This is a genomic window from Pseudomonadales bacterium (assembly GCA_024234435.1).
In the GTDB taxonomy this organism is placed as follows: Bacteria; Pseudomonadota; Gammaproteobacteria; order Pseudomonadales; family Porticoccaceae; genus JACKOF01.
The window spans coordinates 1-19,874 of sequence record JACKOF010000001.1 but is presented as its reverse complement, the minus strand read 5'-3'; the positions used below and the strand labels follow the sequence as shown (position 1 = coordinate 19,874).

Here is a 19,874-nt window from a genome sequence, read left to right as displayed (position 1 = left end):
AAGTGGTCCAATGTCTCTTATTCCCGAAAAAGCACTGGTTATATCACCTTCACTGGCAGCCACTATCGGGCTTGAAGAAGCCGTACTATTGCATATTCTGGGGGAAATAACAGAGCACTGCCTCACATCAGAAAAGCCACCTGAAGACAGCTGGTTTAGTGCAACAACACCGCAACTGCTACACTTCTTGCCCTTCTGGAATACCGGCGACTTGCAAAGAGTGATTTTCAGCCTCAGAGACAAGGGCGTATTACAGGTCAACTCACCCCCCATTGCTGAATACGGCAAATTGGTCTTTTCTTTCGATTCGAGCTGCCAGACAAACCGGCAAGGCATTGCGGCGCGAGCCACCAACAAAAGCAGTGCTGCGTTAATTCCCAGCCACTGGCAACCTTGCAGTGACACGCTACGCCAGCTGGCCCAATACAATATTCCGCAATCCTTCATTGAGCAGCAGATTCCGGAATTTACCACCTACTGGTCCGAGCGCAGTGAACCTCAGTACAGCTGGGGCAGTAAGTTTATCAAGCGTGTTCTGCATGCCTGGCGTGACCAACAGCAACAGATTGCCCGACAGGGTAAAGAAACCCTGATGCATAACACCTGGCAACCGTCCAGAGACGCGCTGGAAATACTGACCCGGCAATCCGGCATTAACCCGAATTTCTGCATTGACGCCGTCCCGGAGTTCGTTCTTTACTGGCAAGAGCGTGGTGAACCGTCAAGTACCTGGAATTCTCGTTTCATTAGCCACGTGAAGCGGCAATGGGCACGATACACATGCGCCATGGAACACGACTCCGAGCCCAAACCTTTGCCTTCGAACTGGCAACCCAGTGAGTCTTTATTCGAAGTGCTGACGCTGGCCAACATTCCTCGCCCTTTCGCCGAGCAACAAATTGCCGAGTTTGTTCTCTATTGGCAGGAAAGTGGTAAGGTCTATAATTCTTGGAACACCAAATTTTTGCAACAGGTAAAACGCCAGTGGGCGCAACACTGCAACTGGCAACAGGATGATGAACATGAAAGACAGCAACTCACTGGTCAAGCAATCAGTACGCGACGTAGAAGCCTTGAAGAAGACCTCACAGACAGAAGCTGGGCCCAGTAAGCAACAGCGTAATACCACCTCTGGCAATGTCGAATTACAAAATGCTATCAATCAGGTGTTCGCCCTGTTTCGCATCAACTTTCACAATCAGTATCACGCGGCTTTTGGCGATACGCAGCTAGTCAACCAGGCGAAAAAACTGTGGCTCGAATCGTTGGCCAGGTTCACCCCTCAGCAGGTTTTAATGGGTGCCCGACAGATCATTGAACAATCGGAATATTTGCCCACCCTGCACCGGATGATCAACTGCTGCGAAGAACAAATAGCAGGCGAAGGAACGCCACCTCTCAGAGCGGCCTATCTTGAGGCCTGCTCTGCCAGCAGTCCAAAAGCAGCTTTCAACTGGTCGCACCCCATTGTATATCACGCAGGCAAACAGACTGGCTGGTACCTGTTACACAATGAGCCTGAAACCGTCAGCTTCCCCAGATTCAGGGATTGCTACCGGTTATTATGTCGCCAGCTCGCGGAGGGGATGACGTTCCCGCTACCGGAAACACTGCTGGAAGAAACGTCGGGCACACCATTGGATAAAGACGTACAGCGCGAACATGTAAAGCAATTGCGAAGCGAGCTGAAACTGTAACGCTCTCGGTTTTTTGCTAAAGACCAGTAACGGCCTGCATGCCGCGACCCGACGTATTGAGGATTCATCATGAGCAACCCCCAGGTGCCTGTCAGTAGCACCGCCAGACGTATAGCAAAAATTATTATTAACGGCTTCCGCAGCTATTTTGCCGATTACCAGAACGTCACCCTCAGCGCCAAAGCACGCTTTGAGAAAGCCGACTGGCATGGTGGCCAGCAAGCCAACGTTGCGCGAATGGAACTCTACAAAACCAAGGTCAAACAGGTATCTGAGTTGCTGCCTACCATCACCAACAAAGACATCACCGATCTGGAATTGTGGCGACAGGCCAAACTGGCGTACACACAGCTGGTTTTCAACTTTCCCAATTTTGAAATTGCCGAAACATTTTTCAATTCTGTTTTCGGCGATGTTAACGATCATGACAAGATTGATGATGACCTGATTTACGTGCTCTCATCACAGCTAAAAAGTATTCCTGAAGCTGAATACAGCATTTTCATCCGCTATGAAAATGCCTCTTCACCTGAAAAACTGTTTGAACAGCTGCTGGACGATGTGGAATTTTCGCTACCTTATGAGAACAAGCCGCGTGATATCACCAATATAACAGCAGAGTTTGAAAGTGAGGTTCTTCAGCAAACCACTTCCGACTTCAGCTCGCTCAAGTTTGATCTGCTGGAATCTGTTTTCTATCGTAGCAAAGCAGCCTATATCGTTGGCAGAATTATAGACGGCGATCGTTTATTCCCGTTTATATTTCCGGTACTCAACAACGAGCAGGGTAGCCTGTTTATCGACACCGCGATTTTCAACCGGGAAGAAATGAGCGTGATTTTCAGTTTCGCACGCACCCATTTCATGGTGGACGCTCCACTGCCCTACGAGTATGTACATTTTCTGAAAGAGTTACTGCCCCATAAGGCAGATTATGAAATCTACACCTCGCTGGGCTTTCCGATTCATGCCAAGACCGAACTGTTTCGTGACCTTGTCAATCACCTGCGCAACTCAAGCGATCAATTCGTCATTGCACCTGGTATCAAGGGCATGGTGATGTCGGTGTTTACACTGCCGTCCTACGATATCGTCTTCAAGATTATCAAAGACAAATTTGACCCGCCCAAGGAAGTGACCCACGAGATCGTCATGGAAAAATACAAGATGGTTTCTCGTCATGACCGCATTGGTCGAATGGCTGATACACTCAGCTTTATCAATATGACACTGCCACTGGATCGATTCTCCAACGAACTCTTGGCAGAACTCAAAGAAGTAGCCCCTTCGCAGATAGAAATTCGAGGCAACGGCCTGCTGTTCAAGCTACTCTATACCGAGCGACGCATGACGCCGCTGAACCTGTACCTCGAAACTGCCGATGAAGAGCAGACTCGCAGTGTTATCGAAGAGTACGGCAATGCTATCAAGCAGCTCGCTGCAGCCAACATTTTTCCCGGGGATATGTTGCTAAAAAACTTTGGTGTTACCCGTCACGGCCGCGTGGTGTTTTATGACTACGACGAAATTTGCCCGCTCACGGACTGCAATTTTCGCAAGATACCGGAGCCACAAACCGAGGAACAGGAAATGGCCTCACAGCCCTGGTATAGCGTTGGCCCAAATGACATTTTTCCGGAAGAATTCCGGTTATTCTTTGCCGGCAACCCCTCCGCCCGCAAAGCCTTTGAGGATATGCACGGTGATATCTACAAGGTCGCGTTCTGGCAGGAACTACAGAATAAAATCAAAAGCGGGAAAATCGTCGATGTTTTCCCCTATCGCAGAAAGCGTCGTTTCCGACGCTAATCTGGAGAGAACCCTACAGCCTACAAAAAGAAGAATAGCCGCCGGGAAAACACCCGTTACCATTCGCAAAAATAACGGCAATCCGTTATTTTTGTACTTGTCGATACACAAAAAGCAGCAATAATGCGCCCAGCGTCGCAGTAATAATACTGGGAATATTAAAACCGTCTGCAGATCCAAAGCCCAGTAATGCAGCAAACCAGCCGCCGACAAATGCACCGGCAATACCCAACAGGATCGTTACGATCATTCCACCACCATCCTTGCCAGGCATAAGCCATTTAGCAAGAACGCCTGCAATCAAACCTAAAATGATCCACGTAAAAAAACCCATGCTATTCTCCTGCTTACCTCAAAAACTATTTGAACAAACCTGTTTCAAACTCATACTGACAGACTCAATACGGCGCAGCGTTAGCCGCGCCGTATCAGGATTAGTTTCCACTGCCAGCCTGGTGCAAGTGAACATCCCGTTGTGGGTACGGAATCGAAATACCTTCCTGATCAAACCGTTTCTTGACCGCTTCCGTCAAACCAAAATAGACGCCCCAGTAGTCACCGGAATTAACCCAGGGACGAACCACAAAATTAACGCTGCTATCCGCAAGTTCCACTACCGCAATAGTTGGTGCAGGATCCTTAAGCACGCGAGCATCGGCAGCTACCACTTCTTCGAGAACGCGCTTGGCCTTATCAATATCATCGTCATAACCGATACCCATCACCAGATCCACTCGGCGAGTATCGTTGGCCGAATAGTTCGTGATAGTGCCAGAACTTACCGCACCATTAGGAATAATCACTTTCTTGTTATCGCCAGTATGAAGTTCTGTAGTGAAAATCAAAATTTTCTTCACGACGCCGGAGGTGCCAGCCGCCTCAATGAAGTCACCCACTTTAAATGGTTTGAACAACAAGATGAGCACCCCTGCGGCAAAGTTTGCCAGCGAGCCCTGCAGGGCCAAACCAACAGCCAAACCAGCGGCACCAATAATGGCAACGAAAGAAGCCGTTTGGATACCCAACTGTCCAAGCGCAGCCACAACCACGAATACAAATAAAATGTAGTACACCAGAGCGCTGACAAAATGCTGGATTGCTTCGTCTACAGCCTGTTTTTTCAACATTTTCTCTGTGAAATTGCGCATCCACCGCGCAACCATGCGACCCACAATAAAGATGACCAGGGCCATCAAGATCTTCCAGCCGTAAATCAGTACATATTCCTGAACGGCGCCCAGTGTCTCTTCGTTAAACCACTGTTCCATACTCATTCTCCATAAAATATTTAATGATATTTACTGTTTCAAAATCAAAAAACCGAAATTACATCCCAAAACTGACGATCAAATTATTTCGCTACTATTATTTCGCTACTATATTGAAGAGAAATACGCAGGGCATGAATAACGCCTGGTACCATGAGTAACAGACACAGAATAACGTTGATGACCAGACCCTTTCACGCACCCGTTTTGAGAAAAAACGCGCGCGGCGACAGAAGCAGCGAAGCAATAATTACCAGTATTTTTGTTATCCATCCTATGGATACCTCTTTGTTATTTTTAGACTCAAATCTGGAAAACCACAAAGTGTGACACAGATCACATTTTCCAAGACCGGCCAATATAGGCAAAAACCGCCATTAGGTAAAGGCCTATCGCCCGATATCAGGGTATAGATAAAACCGGCTAAAAACTCAGTTAGCGACACCCGGCCTGTCGGCATTGGCTGAATTGACAACGCTATGCTTGAAAATGGCTGTCAGTGTGAACGGTGACTCACTTGACCCAAACACGCACCAAAAGGCAAGGTATGGCTACAGACTGAGCACCCTTTACGGTTAACCCTCCTAACTTGCAACCACCTCAACGCAATCCACCTTCTGGAACCCGCGAGGCAATTTGTTGCCACGCCGACCTCGTTCTCCACGGTAATGCTCAAGATCACTTAACTTGAGGTTTAGGTAGCGCTTGCCGGAATGGACCAGCAATTGCTCTCCTTCGGCAACCACCGCCACTGCTACCACATATTCATCACGGGACTGCAAGCGCGAAGAAGGGATATTAATAATTTTGTTCCCTTTACCTCTTGCCAACTGCGGCAAATCAGACAACGGGAAAACCAGCATACGGCCCTCATTACTAACAGCTGCAATCAAACGATGTTCAACACCGGCAACAGGTGTGGGAGCTAACACTTTAGCGCCCTTGGGTAATGACAAAGCCGCTTTACCAGCACGGTTTTTGGTATGGAAGTCACCCAATTTCCCGATAAAACCATAACCCGCATCGCTCGCCATAAGCACAGCTTGATCTTCGTCTCCAAGCAAAAGGGCACAAAAAACAGCACCGGCTGGTGCATTCAGTCGACCAGTAACGGGCTCGCCCTGCCCTCGCGCCGAAGGTAAAGTGTGGGCAGGTAAGGCATAACTACGTCCGGTTGAATCCAGCAAAATAACATTCTGATTACTACGCCCTTTTGCTGCCGCTAAAAATTTGTCTCCGGACTTATAACTTAACGACTCGGGATCGATGTCATGCCCTCTGGCCGCACGAATCCAGCCTTTTTCTGACAACACAACAGTGACAGGCTCGGTTGTCATCAAATCTTTTTCACTAAAGGCTTTAGCTTCGGCACGCTCACGCAACTGACTCATGCGCGCATCACCAAACTCTTCAGCCGCTGCCATCAGTTCATTGCGAACCAGTGTTTTCAGCCGTCTTGCAGACCCCAGCAATGTTTCCAGCTCGGCTTTTTCCTTTGCCAGCTCTTCCTGCTCGGCGCGAATTTTCACTTCCTCCAGACGAGCCAACTGACGCAGCTTGGTGTCCAGAATATATTCCGCCTGCATATCACTCAGGCTGAATCGCTGAATCAAAACCGGCTTTGGCTCATCCTCAGTACGAATAATACTGATCACTTCATCAATATTAAGAAATGCTATCAGCAAACCTTCAAGTAAGTGCAGCCGCTTCTCCACTTTTTCCAACCGGTATTGCAACCGACGCCGGGTTGTTTCGGTACGAAAGTGCAACCACTCACCAAGGATGGTATTCAGAGGCTTAACCGAAGGCCTGCCATCTGTACCGATCATATTCAAATTGATACGGTAGTTTTTCTCCAGATCCGTGGAAGCAAACAAATGGCTCATCAACCCTTCCAGGTCAACCCTGTTGGACCGCGGCACAATCACCAGTCTGACCGGATTTTCATGATCGGACTCATCTCGCAGGTCGGCCACCATCGGCAATTTTTTTGCCTGCATCTGACTGGCAATCTGTTCCAGCACCTTCGCGCCAGAACACTGGTGAGGAAGAGCGGTGACGACAATATCACCATCTTCTTTCTGCCAGACGGCTCGCATTTTCAGACTGCCGCGACCGGTTTCATAGGTTTTGATAATTTCTTCTCGAGGCGTAACAATCTCGGCCTCAGTCGGGTAATCCGGCGCCAGAATGTGTTCACAGAGATCAGCGACCGTCGCTTTAGGTTCATCCAGCAAACGAAGGCAGGCGCTGACAACTTCGTTGAGATTGTGAGGTGGGATATCTGTTGCCATACCCACCGCAATCCCTGTCGTGCCGTTGAGCAGCACATTGGGAACACGGGCTGGCAACACCTCAGGCTCATCCAGCGTTCCGTCAAAATTGGGCACCCAATCAACCGTACCCTGCCCCAGTTCGGATAACAGTGCTTCTGCATACTTGGCAAGGCGCGATTCCGTGTAACGCATGGCAGCAAATGATTTGGGATCATCCTGTGAACCCCAGTTACCCTGCCCATCCACCAATGGATACCGGTACGAAAAAGGCTGGGCCATTAGAACCATGGCTTCATACGAAGCACTGTCACCGTGCGGGTGGAACTTGCCAATCACGTCCCCCACGGTGCGAGCCGATTTCTTGTACTTGGCACTGGATTTCAAGCCCAGCTCACTCATCGCATACACAATGCGCCGTTGTACCGGCTTCAGACCATCACCAATATGTGGCAGCGCACGGTCAAGTATCACGTACATGGAGTAATCGAGATAAGCCTTCTCGGCATATTCCCGCAGCGGCAGATATTCTGCAGACTCATCAAGCAATGTCGTATTCATGGTTTCACTTATCGCCCATTAAAATTGGAGGAGCGCTGTAAAGTATTTTTGGTGAGGATTCGGGTAAGCATTCTCTGTAAAAAACCGAACTTATCGTTCATCAACACGAATTGTCGACAGAAAAAACATTATCGAACCCTGCGAGCCAGCTGCTCAACATTTCCTATATTTCGGCAAGATTGCCCTTCTTTTCCAGCCAGGATTTGCGATCAGAGGCGCGCTTTTTGGCCAGCAGCATATCCAGAACCTGATTGGTTTTATCTCCGGCCTCTATTCGCAACTGCACCAGTCGCCGGGTATCCGGATCCATCGTGGTTTCACGAAGCTGCAGCGGATTCATTTCGCCAAGTCCTTTAAAGCGCTGAACATTGACTTTGCCACGCTTGCCTTCAGCCTCAATTCGGTCAAGCACTCCCTGTTTTTCAGCCTCATCCAGTGCGTAATACACCTCTTTGCCCACATCAATACGGTACAGAGGGGGCATCGCAACATACACGTGACCAGCTGTCACCAACGGACGAAAATGTCTGACAAATAATGCGCACAGCAACGTGGCAATGTGCAAGCCGTCCGAGTCAGCATCGGCGAGGATACAAATCTTGTGGTAGCGCAAACCTTCCAGATTATCACTTGCCGGATCAATGCCCAGTGCCACCGAAATATCATGTACTTCCTGGGAGGCGAGAATCTCCTGACTGTCCACTTCCCAGGTATTTAAAATCTTGCCACGTAGCGGCATGATCGCCTGATTTTCACGGTTGCGGGCCTGTTTCGCAGAGCCTCCTGCCGAATCCCCCTCTACCAGAAACAACTCACTTTGTTCGGGGCTGGCCGCCGAACAATCAGCCAGTTTACCCGGCAATGCCGGCCCGGAAGTGACTCTTTTACGAGCGACCTTTTTACTGGCTCGCAGCCGTTTCTGCGCATTGCTGATGAAAGCTTCGGCAAGGCGTTCTGCGTCCTCTGTGTGTTGATTGAGCCATAAACTAAACGCATCTTTAACCACTCCGGAAACAAAGGCCGCCGCTTCTCGGGACGATAATCGCTCTTTGGTTTGCCCGGAAAACTGCGGGTCTTCCAGTTTAAACGACAGCACAAAACAGCACTTATCCCAAACGTCATCCGGGGTCAACTTGACACCACGTGGCAACAGATTGCGGAACTCGCAAAATTCCCGCATGGCTTCCAGAAGCCCGGTCCGCATGCCGTTGACGTGAGTTCCACCCTGTGCGGTAGGAATCAGGTTAACGTAGCTTTCCTGTGTCAGCTCTCCCCCTTCAGGCAACCACTGTACCGCCCAATCTACCGCTTCTCCTTCCGATGAGAAGGAACCAATAAACGGTTCCGCTGGAACCGTTTCCCAGCCTGATGTAGCGCCACGCAGGTAATCGTGCAAACCATCTTCGTAACACCACTCTTCGGCGTCACCGCTGGCTTCGTCTTTAAACGACACCTGTAAACCGGCACAAAGTACGGCCTTGGCTCGCAACACGTGCTTCAGCCGCGGAATCGAAAATTTGATGGAATCAAAATATTGGGGGTCGGGTTGAAAACGCACCGTTGTTCCGGTGTTGCGTTTGCCACAACTGTCAATTACCGCAAGATCGGAGGCTTTCACACCGCCGCTAAACCCCATCCTGTAGACATTGCTATTTCGACGAATCGTCACTTCCAGCCGGGAAGACAACGCATTAACTACCGACACACCAACCCCATGAAGCCCGCCGGAAAACTGATAGTTTTTATTAGAAAACTTACCGCCGGCATGGAGAGTACAGAGAATTACCTCGACACCCGGTAGCCCCTGCTCGGGATGAATATCTACGGGCATGCCGCGACCATCATCACTGACCGTTACTGAACCATCCTTGTGTAGCACCAAATCCAAACGGCTGGCATGTCCCGCTAACGCCTCATCAACGCTGTTATCGATAATTTCCTGGGCCAGATGATTGGGTCGTGTCGTATCCGTGTACATTCCCGGTCGCTTTTTAACCGGGTCCAGCCCTGTCAGGACTTCAATATCTTCTGCTGTGTAGTTACTCATTCGTTTGATCAAATCATTCCAAAAGCTGAATCAGGATTGCAGGAATTCAATAATTTCCGGCAAATGTCGTGGGTAATGCTGAAAACCGTGGTCACCGCCCTGCTCTATTTTTAAGTGACAGTCATGATATTTTTGTTCTGCCTCGCGATAATCCAGCACTTCATCCCCTGTTTGCAAGAGCACCAGAAAGTCTTGAGGATTATCAAGGGTATCAACCTCAAACGACCGAAACTCATCAAGATGATGCGGCTCCAATATAAACTGCTCTCCGGTATGGCTGTTAGTATTAGGCCCCAAAATTCTCTCAATCAATCTGTAAGGCCTTACCGCAGGATTAATCAAAGCGGCTTTTAGTTGGTACTTTTGCGCCAGCCAGGTTGCCAGAAAACCACCCATGGAGCTGCCCACCAACCCAATCGGCCGCCCAGCTCGCGTTTGCAGTATTTTTTCGATTTGTCCAATCGCCTCACAAGGGAAAGGGCTCAAGGCGGGGCAAACAAGCTCTATGCCCAGATCCTGTTGCCTCAACCATTGTTCGGTTTGCTGGACTTTCAGTGAGTCCGGAGAACTGTTGTACCCATGCAGGTGTAATAAAAACGGCATGACTTCCGCCCATATCAGAATGCGCCTGATTATAACCAGTGGTAAAAGAAATAGTAGCTTGAAATAATGGATCGAATTTGTACTAACACCGCATTAAGGTTAACAGGCCCTAGTAACCCATACAGGTCTGATCAACCGTCTGCCCCTCAGCCACAATATAACGAACACCCGTCTTTAACTGTCCGTCATCAAGGAAGTCAATCCAGCGATAACCCGGGCCCTTATTACTGAGAGAAAACTCAGCACTATTCTCCGCAAATTGAACACAGGTAGACGGAGAGGTATAAACCGGAATCCCGTGCCAATAACATTGGCTTTCCTGGTGTACATGGCCGGTAAAAATGGCTTTGACTTTTTTGCAGCCTTTCAGCAAATCCGCCAATTGTTCACTGTTTGATACCCGTTGCTTGTCAAGCCAGTCGCAACCCACTGGCGAAGGCGGGTGATGAATAAAAATGGCAATTGATTTGTCATCATCCGAGTTGATAGCCGAATGCAACAGCGCGAACTGACTATCATCGAGCCAACCAGCCACCTGCCCGCTGACCGCACTGTTCAAAAACAACAATCGCCAGTTGGCGAAATCCAGGCTCTCTCTGAATGGCTGACTTGCGATCTGCTCGCACATCACATCAAACCGGTCGTGATTGCCAGGCAACCAGGCAAAGGGCACTCTGGACTTAGACATCACCTCGGCAAAGAGCCTGTATGCACCCCAAGCCCCTTCTGCAGCAATGTCTCCGGTAACGGCCAGCAATTCATACTCACAGGCTTCCAATGCCTGCATGACAGCCTCAAAGCTCTGCAACGTATTGACCCCGGCAAGGGAGAAAGCCTCAGTCTCACCTATATGCGGATCGGTGACCTGCACAACACGTACTGCATTATTAGACAAAGATGACATTATCCTTTTTATTCCTCGCAACAGCACCCATCTCTGTAAAGACGCCGCTACTCATTCAGCTAATCAACTGCGGGTTCATATTGGACCTCCGCGCAATAACCAAACTTAATGCACTGCGACAACCACTCTGCTAAAAACCGGTTCCATTGTGCTTTTTCGTCTCGCTGATGCATGCGTCCGTTAGGATAATCGCAGCGAGGCCTGGGGCTTCTGGCGCCTTCAAAATCAACCACTTCGGCAACCCTCGCATCATGGTAAAGGCGAATGCGCATTTGCGGCAGCCTGAGCCACGCGGCAACTGCGGTTTCCTGTCGACACTGCTGCAGCATAACCAGCGAGGTATAAGGCGTCCTTTCCAGCACGGAAAGCATCACCACCCGATCGCCTCCATGCTGCAACCCGATCAACCTTTCCGAATCCTCGGCGAGGTTGGGAAACAACTTCAGAAGCCGTGCGTAGTTGGCCTCACAATCAGCCATATAACGCTTTAAGTCGACTTTGTATCTCAATTAACACCTCTGTTTCCCGTGCACAGTTCACACTTTAATGGGAAAAATGAGATAAACCACTCATTTTTTGTCTATCCGATCAGCTTTTCCTGGTTTAACTGCAACCATTGCAGCGCTACAACCGTAGCAAAATTATTGCACTTGCCCTGCTCCAGCGCCCGATAAACATCCGCCTCTGGCAGCACATGAAACAAAATATCTTCATGCTCATCTGGCATACCAAAAACCCCGGCAGCCCCCGAAAGATCAGCAATAGCACAAAAAAGCCGGACTTTTTCGTCCGTACCACCAGGACTCACCCAGCAATCACAGATTTCATGCAATTCCCTGGCTACCAGCCCTGACTCTTCCAGCAACTCACGCTCAACAGCCTGTTCAGCAGGCTCGGAACCATCGCGCATTCCGGCAACAAGCTCAAACAACCAGTGATCACCATCCGCAATAGCACCGACCCTGAACTGCTCTACCAGCCCGATAAGCCGATTCTCGGGATCGTAGGGTATCACGCCAACGGCTTCTCCCCTGCGCATCAGTTCACGTTCAACAACCTGGCTCCAGCCACCGTCAAACAAACGGTGACGAAGCTGTATTTCCTGCATCCGGAAGAAACCTTTATAAACCGTACGCTCCTGCAGAATCTCAACGTCTTTGCTGGAGAACTGATGATCCGGGAATGCCATTCACTATTTCCTTTCTGATTATTTTTCCACTCTATCCAGTACGCTTATGACTGTCTACAAAATCTGGTAGACTCCCCCGAGACCCATTCCGGATTGATCGCAAGGATTCACCATGTCTGCTGCCAAACCAACCCGCTTCGCACTCTATACAGCGCTGTTGTCCGCGATGTGCATCGCTTTTCATACCTCAGCTGAAACACTCTCAGAAATTTATGAACAGTCGCTGCAAAATGATCCTCAACTACGCGCTGATCGCGCAGCTTACCTGGCGGGGCAGGAATCAAAAAATATCGGCCGGGCATCGCTACTGCCGGTTATTTCTGCTGTAGGCGAATATTCTGAAACAGACTCTGAGGATTCGTCCCGGACCGTGTTCACACAGACAACCGGCTCCGGTAGAGAGGGAGACACCGAAGTTGATTCGGAACATTACAGTCTTAGCCTGACACAGCCACTATTCGACTTATCAGCCTGGTTCGGTTTTCAGCAGGGCAAACAGCTCAGTCTTCAAGCACAGGCGCAATTTGGCGCTGATCAGCAGGCCATGATCCTGAGGGTAACTGAAGCCTATTTTAACGTCTTGCGGGCTCAGGAAAATCTCAGCACCGCACAAGCCGAGGAGACCGCCATTCAGCGCCAGCTTGAGCAAACCAGAGAACGCTTTGAAGTTGGCTTGCTACCCATTACTGATGTTCACGAAGCCCAGGCAACATTTGATGACGCGACAGTCAACACGCTGGAGGCTCGCGGCGCACTGGATATCGCCTTTGAAGCACTCAGTGTATTGACAGGTCAAAGCCATACCCAGCTTGCCGGACTGGTTGACAATTTCCCCGTTGCAAAGCCCGACCCGGTTAACAGCGAAGATTGGGTACAGTTTTCGCTGCAAAACAATTTTTCATTACAGTCTGCGCGTTTTGCCAGAGAAGCTGCCCAGCAAAACGCGAAGTCAAAAAAGTCTGAGCATCTTCCTACGCTGACAGGAAGCCTCTCTTACTACAACAACCATTCGGACTCCGAGTTTAACGGCCTGGATGGCAACGGCAATCCATTGAACAGCCCATCGTTTAGCGACCAGGATGGCCACACCGCCGCGCTGCGGCTGGAGATTCCATTATTTACCGGTGGGCTGACCAGCGCCCAACGTCGCCAGGCCTACCAACAGTTTATCCAGGCTCAGGAAAACTTTATTGCCAGCCAAAGAAATACCGTTCAGCAAGCGCGTTCCCAGCACTTGCAGGTGGTAACCGATAGTGCCAGAGTAAAAGCCAGAAAACAGTCCATTACCTCTGCTCAGAGCGCTCTGGAAGCAACCCAGGCAGGGTATGATGTTGGCACGCGGAATATCGTCGACGTTTTGCTGGCTCAACGCAACCTGTTTCAGGCCAAACGCAACTACGCCAATGCGCGTTACGATTACATCAGCAGTCTGTTAAACCTGAAGGCCGTCGCCGGCCAGCTAAGTCCGGATGATATCTATCAACTCAATGCCTGGCTTGATCCACAACTGCAAGTACTCAGAGCTGGCGCTCAATAAGCGCCAGTAACTTCGTTAACGCGCCCCGGTTATTTTCTGCCACTTGCCTTGCGGCTACGCCCATCGCGAGGGCAGATGATCTGTCCTCCAGCAAACTAATCACTTGCCGGGAAATTTCATCAGCAGAATTGCATATTTTCATCCCCCCGGCATCCAGAAGCAGTCGCGAAGCCTCCGTAAAATTGAACAGTTCCGGGCCGCTGAGCACCGGCACCCCCCAGGCGGCAGGTTCGATCAAATTGTGTCCTCCAACCGGCACCAGGCTGCCACCGACAAAGGCGATATCACAAGCCCCCAAAAACAACAGCAGCTCTCCCATGCTGTCGCCAAGCAACACCTGATGTTGAGCCTCCGGCGGCTTGCCGCCACTGCGTCGAACAAAAGAGATTTTTCGTTGCTGACAAAGTTCTGCGACTTCATCAAAGCGCTCTGGATGGCGAGGTACAAGAACCAGCAACAGCTCAGCACAGGTTGCAAGTATCGTACTCAGTGCATCGAGAATCACCTCATCCTCTCCCCGATGCGTACTGGCTACCAACCATACTGGCCGTTCAGATGACCCGCTCCACTGCGATTTCAGCGCTGCCGCTTGCTGACGAATTTCGTCATCGATGGCTAAATCAAACTTGATATTCCCGGTCACTGTAACTTGCCCCTCCGGTAATCCAAGCGCCAAAAACCGCTCGGCATCATTTGAATGCTGCGCGGCAATGCACGTTATCTTTTTTAGCATCTGCTCCGTCAGCTGCGAAAACTTCCGATAACCCGCAGCTGATTTTTCGGACAAGCGAGCATTCGCCACTACCACAGGCACTCTTCGCTTATCACAACAATGAATAAGGTTTGGCCACAGCTCTGTTTCCATAATGATCAGCAAATCGGGATGCACCCGCTTCAGAAAGCGCCCCAGAGAGCCAGGCAAATCATAGGGTCCGTAGACATGGTAAACACTGTCTCCAAATGCAGATAACACTCTCGCGGAGCCGGTCGGCGTGGTGGTCGTTACTGCTATTTGCGCAGAGGGATGGAGATGTTGCAACGATTTTATCAGGGGTAAGGCTGCCAGAGTTTCACCTACCGATACCGAGTGAACCCAAATCACCCGCTTTCCGGGATCAATTGTTGGCACAAAACCAAAGCGTTCACCCCAGCGACGGCGATACTCCGGTGCTTTTGTACTGCGCCATAACAGCCGCAACAAAATAAACGGCGTTAACAAGTAAAACAACAATGTGTAGAGCAATCGCGTCATTTTTAATTTTATCTTTGTCTCGGGCCACCACCTTTAATCGGCAACAACCGTATTTCAATCGCAGCCAGCATAACGGGAAATAAGCAGACCGCAAGCGTACATGTCAGGCTATACTATCGCGACGATTTAGTAGACGAGCTTTAATTTCAGGCATGCCGGATCATCCAGAACAAACAATCAATGTAGATATTGCCATCATCGGCGGGGGAATTGCAGGATTATGGCTGTTAAACCGGCTCGTCAGCGCTGGCTATAACGCCATTCTTTTTGAACAATCTGCGCTGGGTAGTGACCAAACTGTTGCCAGCCAGGGCATGATTCACGGCGGCATAAAATACACCCTGGGCGGAACACTGAGCGGGGCATCAGAAGCCATCGCGGATATGCCGGACCACTGGCGCGCCTGCTTAAGAGGTGAAGGCGATGTCGACTTAACAGGTGTTGGCATACTCAGCGACCATTTTTTTATGTGGTCCAGCAATAGTGCCGTTTCGAAAATGTCGACTTTTTTTGCCAGCAAAGCTACTCGAGGCCGTGTGCAAAAAGTGAAGCCTGCACAGCGGCCTGAAATCTTCCAACATTCGGGTTTCAAGGGTAGTTTGTACAAGTTAGTGGATATGGTTCTGAATGTGCCTGAAGTGGTCAAAAAACTGGCTGATAATCACCCCAACAGGATTTTCAAAATTGACTGGAGCCGCGCCCAGTGGAGCAACGATAACGGTGTCGCCGCCATTGATTTTGAGTACCACGGCAAGTGCTTGCGGCTCAACGCCACGCAATTTATCCTCTCAGCAGGCAGAGGTAACGAACAGTTACTCAACGCACTTGGGGCACAAGCGCCTAAAACCCAAACCCGGCCGCTCCAGCAAGTGATGATAAAACATCACTATCCCCACCGTTTTTTTGGCCATTGTCTTGGCGCTGAGACCACCCCCAGGCTCACCATATCCAGTCATCCCTGCGAAGACGGCTCTCAAGTATGGTACCTGGGCGGTTCACTGGCAGAAAAGGGCGTTCATCAGTCACCCGAAGACGTCATCGCATGCGCAAAACAGGAGCTTGGCGAGCTATTGCCTTGGGTGGATTTGTCTGCTGCTAAATGGGCCGCGCTGCCAGTTGATCGAGCGGAACCCAGGCAGCGCAACTTTGCCCGTCCGGACAAAGCTTTTGCCGCACCAATTGATAGCCGTAGCAATGTACTCGCGACTTGGCCGACCAAGCTGACGCTTTCACCAAATCTGGCCGACGAAGTGATTGCGCTGTTGCAAACTCGTGGAGTTAAACCCGCCCATGCCGAAATCCCAAAGATTGATTTTCTAAGCAGGCCGACGCTCGCACCAACGCCCTGGCAGACAGCTTTTGAATCATCAACTGAGGAAGTCAACCATGCTTCCTAAGCGCCGTTTTGGCAGTACCGGCATCGACGTGAGTATTCTCGGCCTGGGCACGGTAAAACTCGGCCGAGACCTCGGCGTGAAATACCCGACCACGTTCAATATCCCTGATGACCGTGACGCCTTGAATCTCATATCGCTTGCCAAAGATGTGGGCATAAACCTGATTGATACTGCGCCAGCCTATGGCAACAGCGAGGAGCGATTGGGGCAACTGTTAAAAGGGCAACTTGATGACTGGGTTATTTGCTCGAAGGTGGGGGAAGAATTTGATAACGGCCAGTCCCGTTTTGACTTTTCAGCGGCACATACCCGCCTTTCGATTGAACGAAGCTTAAAGCGCCTGCGAACTGAAACTATTGATATAGTGATGGTTCATTCCGACGGCAATGATTCACACATTATTGAGCAGTGTGAAGTCTTTGACACACTGGCAACATTAAAAGCCGAAGGCAAAATCCGCGCCTTTGGCATGTCCAGCAAAACCGTTGAAGGGGGACTGCTCGCAGCAGAATTATCGGACGGCGTGATGGTTACCTGGAATCTTGAATATCACCATGAGGTTCCCGTTATTGATTATTGCCAGCAGCACGACAAAGGCGTTTTTATCAAAAAAGCATTAGCCAGCGGTCACGCCACTCTGGAAGGAAGCAATCCGGTACAAAAAAGTTTTGATATGATTTTTGCGCATCCCGGTGTCAGCAGTGCCATTGTTGGCACAATTAGCCCGAACCATCTGTTAAACAATGTAGAGAATGCCATCGCCGCTGCGCAATAATGCCTGTTTATTTTTCGCGTATCTGCTCCACAATGGCCGTAGTGGAACAGTTATCCAGAAAATCCAGTGCCTTTACTTCACCACCATAACTTTCAACGATCTCCCAACCCACCACTTGCTCACGACTGTAGTCACCACCTTTTACCAGCACATCCGGTTTGATCAGTTCAAGCAATCTTTCCGGCGTATCATCATCAAAAGAAACCACCCAATCGACAGCCTCTAAACCCGCCAATACCGCCATGCGTCGCTCAACAGGGTTAATCGGCCGCCCTTCTCCTTTCAGGCGCTTAACCGAGGCATCCGAATTAATAGCCAGTACCAACCTGTCACCTTGTTTGCGGGCCTGCTCCAGATAACCCACATGCCCGGCATGGAGGATGTCAAAACAACCGTTAGTAAAAACAATTTTCTCACCGTGGGCGCGCGCATCGGCGATATCAACCATTAGCTGCTCCTCATTGACCACACCACGTTCCGAGCCCTGCTCCTGTTGTATCGCCCGCCGTAGCTCAGGCATGCTAACGGTAGCTGTACCCAGCTTACCAACCACAATACCCGCAGCGATATTTGCCATCGATACCGCTTCAGGCAAATCAGACCCCGCAGCCAAAGCCGTTGCTAAAACCGAAATCACCGTATCACCGGCACCCGTGACGTCAAAAACTTCTCGCGCCCTGGCAGGCAGATGCAACGCAGGCATATTGCCGCGTATCAGCGTCATGCCATGCTCACTGCGTGTTACCAGCAGAGCCTCCATATCCAGATCCTGCAGCAGCTGGATACCTCTATCGACCAGCTCCTGCTCCGTAGAGCACGGCCCCACTACTGCCTCGAACTCTCCAAGATTCGGGGTCATCAATGTTGCACCCCGGTACTTCTGAAAATCTGTACCCTTCGGATCAACCAATACCGGAACACCCGCCTGCCGCGCTATTTGAATCAGTTTTTGCGGCTCACAAAGCGTGCCTTTGGCGTAATCGGAAAGAATAACAGCCCCCAGTCCGGGCAGTTGGTTTTGTATTTTTTCAGGCAATTCCGCCGCATCCTCAGGGTTGAAACTTTCTTCAAAGTCCAGTCTCAATAGCTGTTGATGACGACTGATTATTCGCAACTTGGTAATAGTCGGTTTGCTTTTCGACTCTTGAAAATCACAAAATATGCCTGCTGCCTCCAGCCGGGACCTTAACGATTCAGCTGCCTCGTCGCACCCAACCACACCAAGTACAGACGCCCCAGCCCCCAACGCAGCGATATTCAACGCCACATTCCCGGCACCACCGACGCGATCCTCAGTTTGGGAAACATTCACAACGGGAACCGGCGCCTCCGGCGAGATTCTCGTGGTTCCGCCGTGCCAATAGCGATCGAGCATCAGATCGCCTACCACTAGAACCTGTGCGCCATCAAAGCGAGATGTAGACAACTTCATTTTTTATTTCCACTGACCAATGGGTTTCAATCCTAACGCACTATATTAGCATATGGCATCTTCGTATAATGCTGGCTGAAAATACACGGAATTTGCATGAAAAAACTGTCAAACGAGGCCTACCTGACCTTAAGAGAAGACGCCACTGTCATTGAGGCTGACAGCCACGATGACAAAGTGCTATTACTTCGTGATGGCACTTACCTGAAGCTTTTCCGTGTAAAAAGGCTAATTACCTCCGCCCGCTTTAGCCCCTACTCAAAACGTTTTGCACGAAATGCCAACAAACTAAGAGCACTTGGTATCCCAACAATCTCCGTCATTCAAACTTATCGTATTCCATCGATTCAGCGCACAGCCGTTCACTACTCACCATTAACCGGCAACACACTGCGCAACCTGCCCAACGGCATTGATGAAGCTTTAGCGGAAAAGCTCGGCAAATTTATTCGAGAACTCCATGATAAAGGTATTTATTTCCGCTCGTTGCACCTCGGCAATGTTGTGCTGACCCCCAACAACGAATTGGGTTTGATTGATATTGCGGATATGAGTTTTTATAACCACCCATTATCAGCCTCTCTAAGACTAAGAAATTTTCATCATCTGTGCCGGTACAATGAAGACAGAAATGCGATTTCGAAAAATCTCACGCAATTTAACAAAGGGCTGGATGACCCTCAGTTAACAAAAAATATCCGCCCACTTCTGGAAAGAGCTTCATCTGCCGATCCGTTTCTGGATCAAGCAAGCACAAACAAAACCTGCAAAAAAGAAACGGTTATTCAAATTAGGCCAACAACCACAACAGCTGGTCTTATGGACTCTACCAATCAATTCATGCGGTCATTTGACCGCAACCATTACCACTTGGTGGTTATCTATTTAAAAGGAAGTCTTCCCGAAAACCAGCGCAAACGAGTAGTTGCCGACAAAGTTTTGTGTATGAATTTATCGAACAGCGCTATGAATGGCCTGAAATTGTTTGCTACTTACAAGCTCTATAAAATCATTAAACAATATCAACCTAGTATCTTACTTGCACACCGCTATCACTCCATATGGCTGGCTGGCCTCGCTTGCCTTTTCTGTAGAATAAAAATGAATTTTGCTGTACTTCACGGAAACAA

The 19,874-nt window shown here is 49.8% G+C and carries 17 protein-coding genes and 1 pseudogene; 7 read left to right on the top strand and 11 right to left on the bottom strand.

Annotation, left to right across the window (positions count from 1 at the left end):
* Window positions 1-10 precede the first annotated feature (10 nt).
* The 3 genes from H7A02_00090 (at window position 11) to aceK (ending at window position 3,506) form a co-directional block, all read left to right on the top strand.
* A complete protein-coding gene (locus H7A02_00090) occupies window positions 11-1,111 on the top strand; it encodes a hypothetical protein (protein MCP5170652.1) in 1,101 nt (366 codons plus the stop codon).
* On the top strand, window positions 1,023-1,697 hold the full coding sequence (locus H7A02_00085) for a hypothetical protein (protein ID MCP5170651.1): 675 nt from the start codon (window positions 1,023-1,025) through the stop codon (window positions 1,695-1,697). The genes H7A02_00090 and H7A02_00085 overlap by 89 nt, the downstream gene beginning before the upstream one ends.
* A gap of 69 nt (window positions 1,698-1,766) precedes the next feature.
* Window positions 1,767-3,506: a bifunctional isocitrate dehydrogenase kinase/phosphatase gene (aceK, locus tag H7A02_00080; GenBank protein MCP5170650.1), complete on the top strand. Its 1,740-nt coding sequence runs from the start codon at window positions 1,767-1,769 to the stop codon at window positions 3,504-3,506.
* 85 nt (window positions 3,507-3,591) lie between these two features.
* Here aceK and H7A02_00075 read toward each other — a convergent pair whose 3' ends face one another.
* From H7A02_00075 to H7A02_00035, 9 genes and pseudogenes are all read right to left on the bottom strand, one after another.
* Window positions 3,592-3,840: a GlsB/YeaQ/YmgE family stress response membrane protein gene (locus tag H7A02_00075; GenBank protein MCP5170649.1), complete on the bottom strand. Its 249-nt coding sequence runs from the start codon at window positions 3,838-3,840 to the stop codon at window positions 3,592-3,594.
* Window positions 3,841-3,940: 100 nt separating this feature from the next.
* Window positions 3,941-4,774 carry a mechanosensitive ion channel gene (locus H7A02_00070; GenBank protein MCP5170648.1) on the bottom strand — a complete coding sequence of 278 codons (834 nt, stop codon included), beginning with the start codon at window positions 4,772-4,774 and terminating at the stop codon, window positions 3,941-3,943.
* A gap of 83 nt (window positions 4,775-4,857) precedes the next feature.
* Window positions 4,858-5,043 (bottom strand): annotated as a pseudogene (locus tag H7A02_00065) (YqaE/Pmp3 family membrane protein).
* Window positions 5,044-5,358: 315 nt separating this feature from the next.
* Window positions 5,359-7,608, bottom strand: a complete 2,250-nt coding sequence (gene parC / locus H7A02_00060) for a DNA topoisomerase IV subunit A (protein ID MCP5170647.1) — start codon at window positions 7,606-7,608, stop codon at window positions 5,359-5,361.
* A 163-nt stretch (window positions 7,609-7,771) separates the two neighbouring features.
* Window positions 7,772-9,655: a DNA topoisomerase IV subunit B gene (gene parE, locus H7A02_00055; GenBank protein ID MCP5170646.1), complete on the bottom strand. Its 1,884-nt coding sequence runs from the start codon at window positions 9,653-9,655 to the stop codon at window positions 7,772-7,774.
* A gap of 30 nt (window positions 9,656-9,685) precedes the next feature.
* Window positions 9,686-10,258 (bottom strand): esterase YqiA, encoded by a 573-nt coding sequence (locus tag H7A02_00050; GenBank protein ID MCP5170645.1) that lies wholly within the window; start codon window positions 10,256-10,258, stop codon window positions 9,686-9,688.
* 109 nt (window positions 10,259-10,367) lie between these two features.
* Window positions 10,368-11,162, bottom strand: coding sequence for a phosphodiesterase (locus tag H7A02_00045; GenBank protein ID MCP5170644.1), 795 nt, complete (start codon window positions 11,160-11,162; stop codon window positions 10,368-10,370).
* A gap of 59 nt (window positions 11,163-11,221) precedes the next feature.
* Complete coding sequence (locus H7A02_00040) at window positions 11,222-11,641, bottom strand: DUF1249 domain-containing protein (protein ID MCP5170643.1); 420 nt, start codon at window positions 11,639-11,641, stop codon at window positions 11,222-11,224.
* Between the two features lie 101 nt (window positions 11,642-11,742).
* Window positions 11,743-12,351, bottom strand: a complete 609-nt coding sequence (locus tag H7A02_00035) for an NUDIX domain-containing protein (protein MCP5170642.1) — start codon at window positions 12,349-12,351, stop codon at window positions 11,743-11,745.
* Window positions 12,352-12,463: 112 nt separating this feature from the next.
* Between H7A02_00035 and H7A02_00030 the strand changes: the two genes are divergently transcribed.
* Window positions 12,464-13,888, top strand: coding sequence for a TolC family outer membrane protein (locus tag H7A02_00030; protein ID MCP5170641.1), 1,425 nt, complete (start codon window positions 12,464-12,466; stop codon window positions 13,886-13,888).
* On the opposite strand, the gene waaA is transcribed toward H7A02_00030, so the two are convergent.
* Window positions 13,869-15,140 carry a lipid IV(A) 3-deoxy-D-manno-octulosonic acid transferase gene (gene waaA / locus H7A02_00025; protein MCP5170640.1) on the bottom strand — a complete coding sequence of 424 codons (1,272 nt, stop codon included), beginning with the start codon at window positions 15,138-15,140 and terminating at the stop codon, window positions 13,869-13,871. The genes H7A02_00030 and waaA overlap by 20 nt on opposite strands.
* Window positions 15,141-15,292: 152 nt before the next feature.
* Here waaA and H7A02_00020 point away from each other — a divergent pair, with 152 nt between their 5' ends.
* The gene (locus tag H7A02_00020) at window positions 15,293-16,537 is read left to right on the top strand and encodes an FAD-dependent oxidoreductase (protein ID MCP5170639.1); all 1,245 of its coding nucleotides are present in this window, start codon (window positions 15,293-15,295) and stop codon (window positions 16,535-16,537) included.
* Window positions 16,527-17,312 carry an aldo/keto reductase gene (locus tag H7A02_00015; protein ID MCP5170638.1) on the top strand — a complete coding sequence of 262 codons (786 nt, stop codon included), beginning with the start codon at window positions 16,527-16,529 and terminating at the stop codon, window positions 17,310-17,312. Before H7A02_00020 ends, H7A02_00015 begins: the two co-directional genes overlap by 11 nt.
* Before the next feature lie 7 nt (window positions 17,313-17,319).
* Here the strand turns inward: H7A02_00015 and hldE are convergent, their stop codons facing one another.
* On the bottom strand, window positions 17,320-18,744 hold the full coding sequence (gene hldE, locus H7A02_00010) for a bifunctional D-glycero-beta-D-manno-heptose-7-phosphate kinase/D-glycero-beta-D-manno-heptose 1-phosphate adenylyltransferase HldE (GenBank protein ID MCP5170637.1): 1,425 nt from the start codon (window positions 18,742-18,744) through the stop codon (window positions 17,320-17,322).
* Window positions 18,745-18,840: 96 nt separating this feature from the next.
* Between hldE and H7A02_00005 the strand changes: the two genes are divergently transcribed.
* A partial coding sequence (locus tag H7A02_00005) for a hypothetical protein (GenBank protein ID MCP5170636.1) occupies window positions 18,841-19,874 on the top strand: 1,034 nt, incomplete at its 3' end.

Coding starts and splice junctions, on each gene's coding strand:
- H7A02_00090 (MCP5170652.1), top strand. CDS start 11: ATGTCTCTTATTCCCGAAAAAGCACTGGTTATATCACCTTCACTGGCA.
- H7A02_00085 (MCP5170651.1), top strand. CDS start 1,023: ATGAAAGACAGCAACTCACTGGTCAAGCAATCAGTACGCGACGTAGAA.
- aceK (MCP5170650.1), top strand. CDS start 1,767: ATGAGCAACCCCCAGGTGCCTGTCAGTAGCACCGCCAGACGTATAGCA.
- H7A02_00075 (MCP5170649.1), bottom strand. CDS start 3,840: ATGGGTTTTTTTACGTGGATCATTTTAGGTTTGATTGCAGGCGTTCTT.
- H7A02_00070 (MCP5170648.1), bottom strand. CDS start 4,774: ATGGAACAGTGGTTTAACGAAGAGACACTGGGCGCCGTTCAGGAATAT.
- parC (MCP5170647.1), bottom strand. CDS start 7,608: ATGAATACGACATTGCTTGATGAGTCTGCAGAATATCTGCCGCTGCGG.
- parE (MCP5170646.1), bottom strand. CDS start 9,655: ATGAGTAACTACACAGCAGAAGATATTGAAGTCCTGACAGGGCTGGAC.
- H7A02_00050 (MCP5170645.1), bottom strand. CDS start 10,258: ATGCCGTTTTTATTACACCTGCATGGGTACAACAGTTCTCCGGACTCA.
- H7A02_00045 (MCP5170644.1), bottom strand. CDS start 11,162: ATGTCATCTTTGTCTAATAATGCAGTACGTGTTGTGCAGGTCACCGAT.
- H7A02_00040 (MCP5170643.1), bottom strand. CDS start 11,641: ATGGCTGATTGTGAGGCCAACTACGCACGGCTTCTGAAGTTGTTTCCC.
- H7A02_00035 (MCP5170642.1), bottom strand. CDS start 12,351: ATGGCATTCCCGGATCATCAGTTCTCCAGCAAAGACGTTGAGATTCTG.
- H7A02_00030 (MCP5170641.1), top strand. CDS start 12,464: ATGTCTGCTGCCAAACCAACCCGCTTCGCACTCTATACAGCGCTGTTG.
- waaA (MCP5170640.1), bottom strand. CDS start 15,140: ATGACGCGATTGCTCTACACATTGTTGTTTTACTTGTTAACGCCGTTT.
- H7A02_00020 (MCP5170639.1), top strand. CDS start 15,293: ATGCCGGATCATCCAGAACAAACAATCAATGTAGATATTGCCATCATC.
- H7A02_00015 (MCP5170638.1), top strand. CDS start 16,527: ATGCTTCCTAAGCGCCGTTTTGGCAGTACCGGCATCGACGTGAGTATT.
- hldE (MCP5170637.1), bottom strand. CDS start 18,744: ATGAAGTTGTCTACATCTCGCTTTGATGGCGCACAGGTTCTAGTGGTA.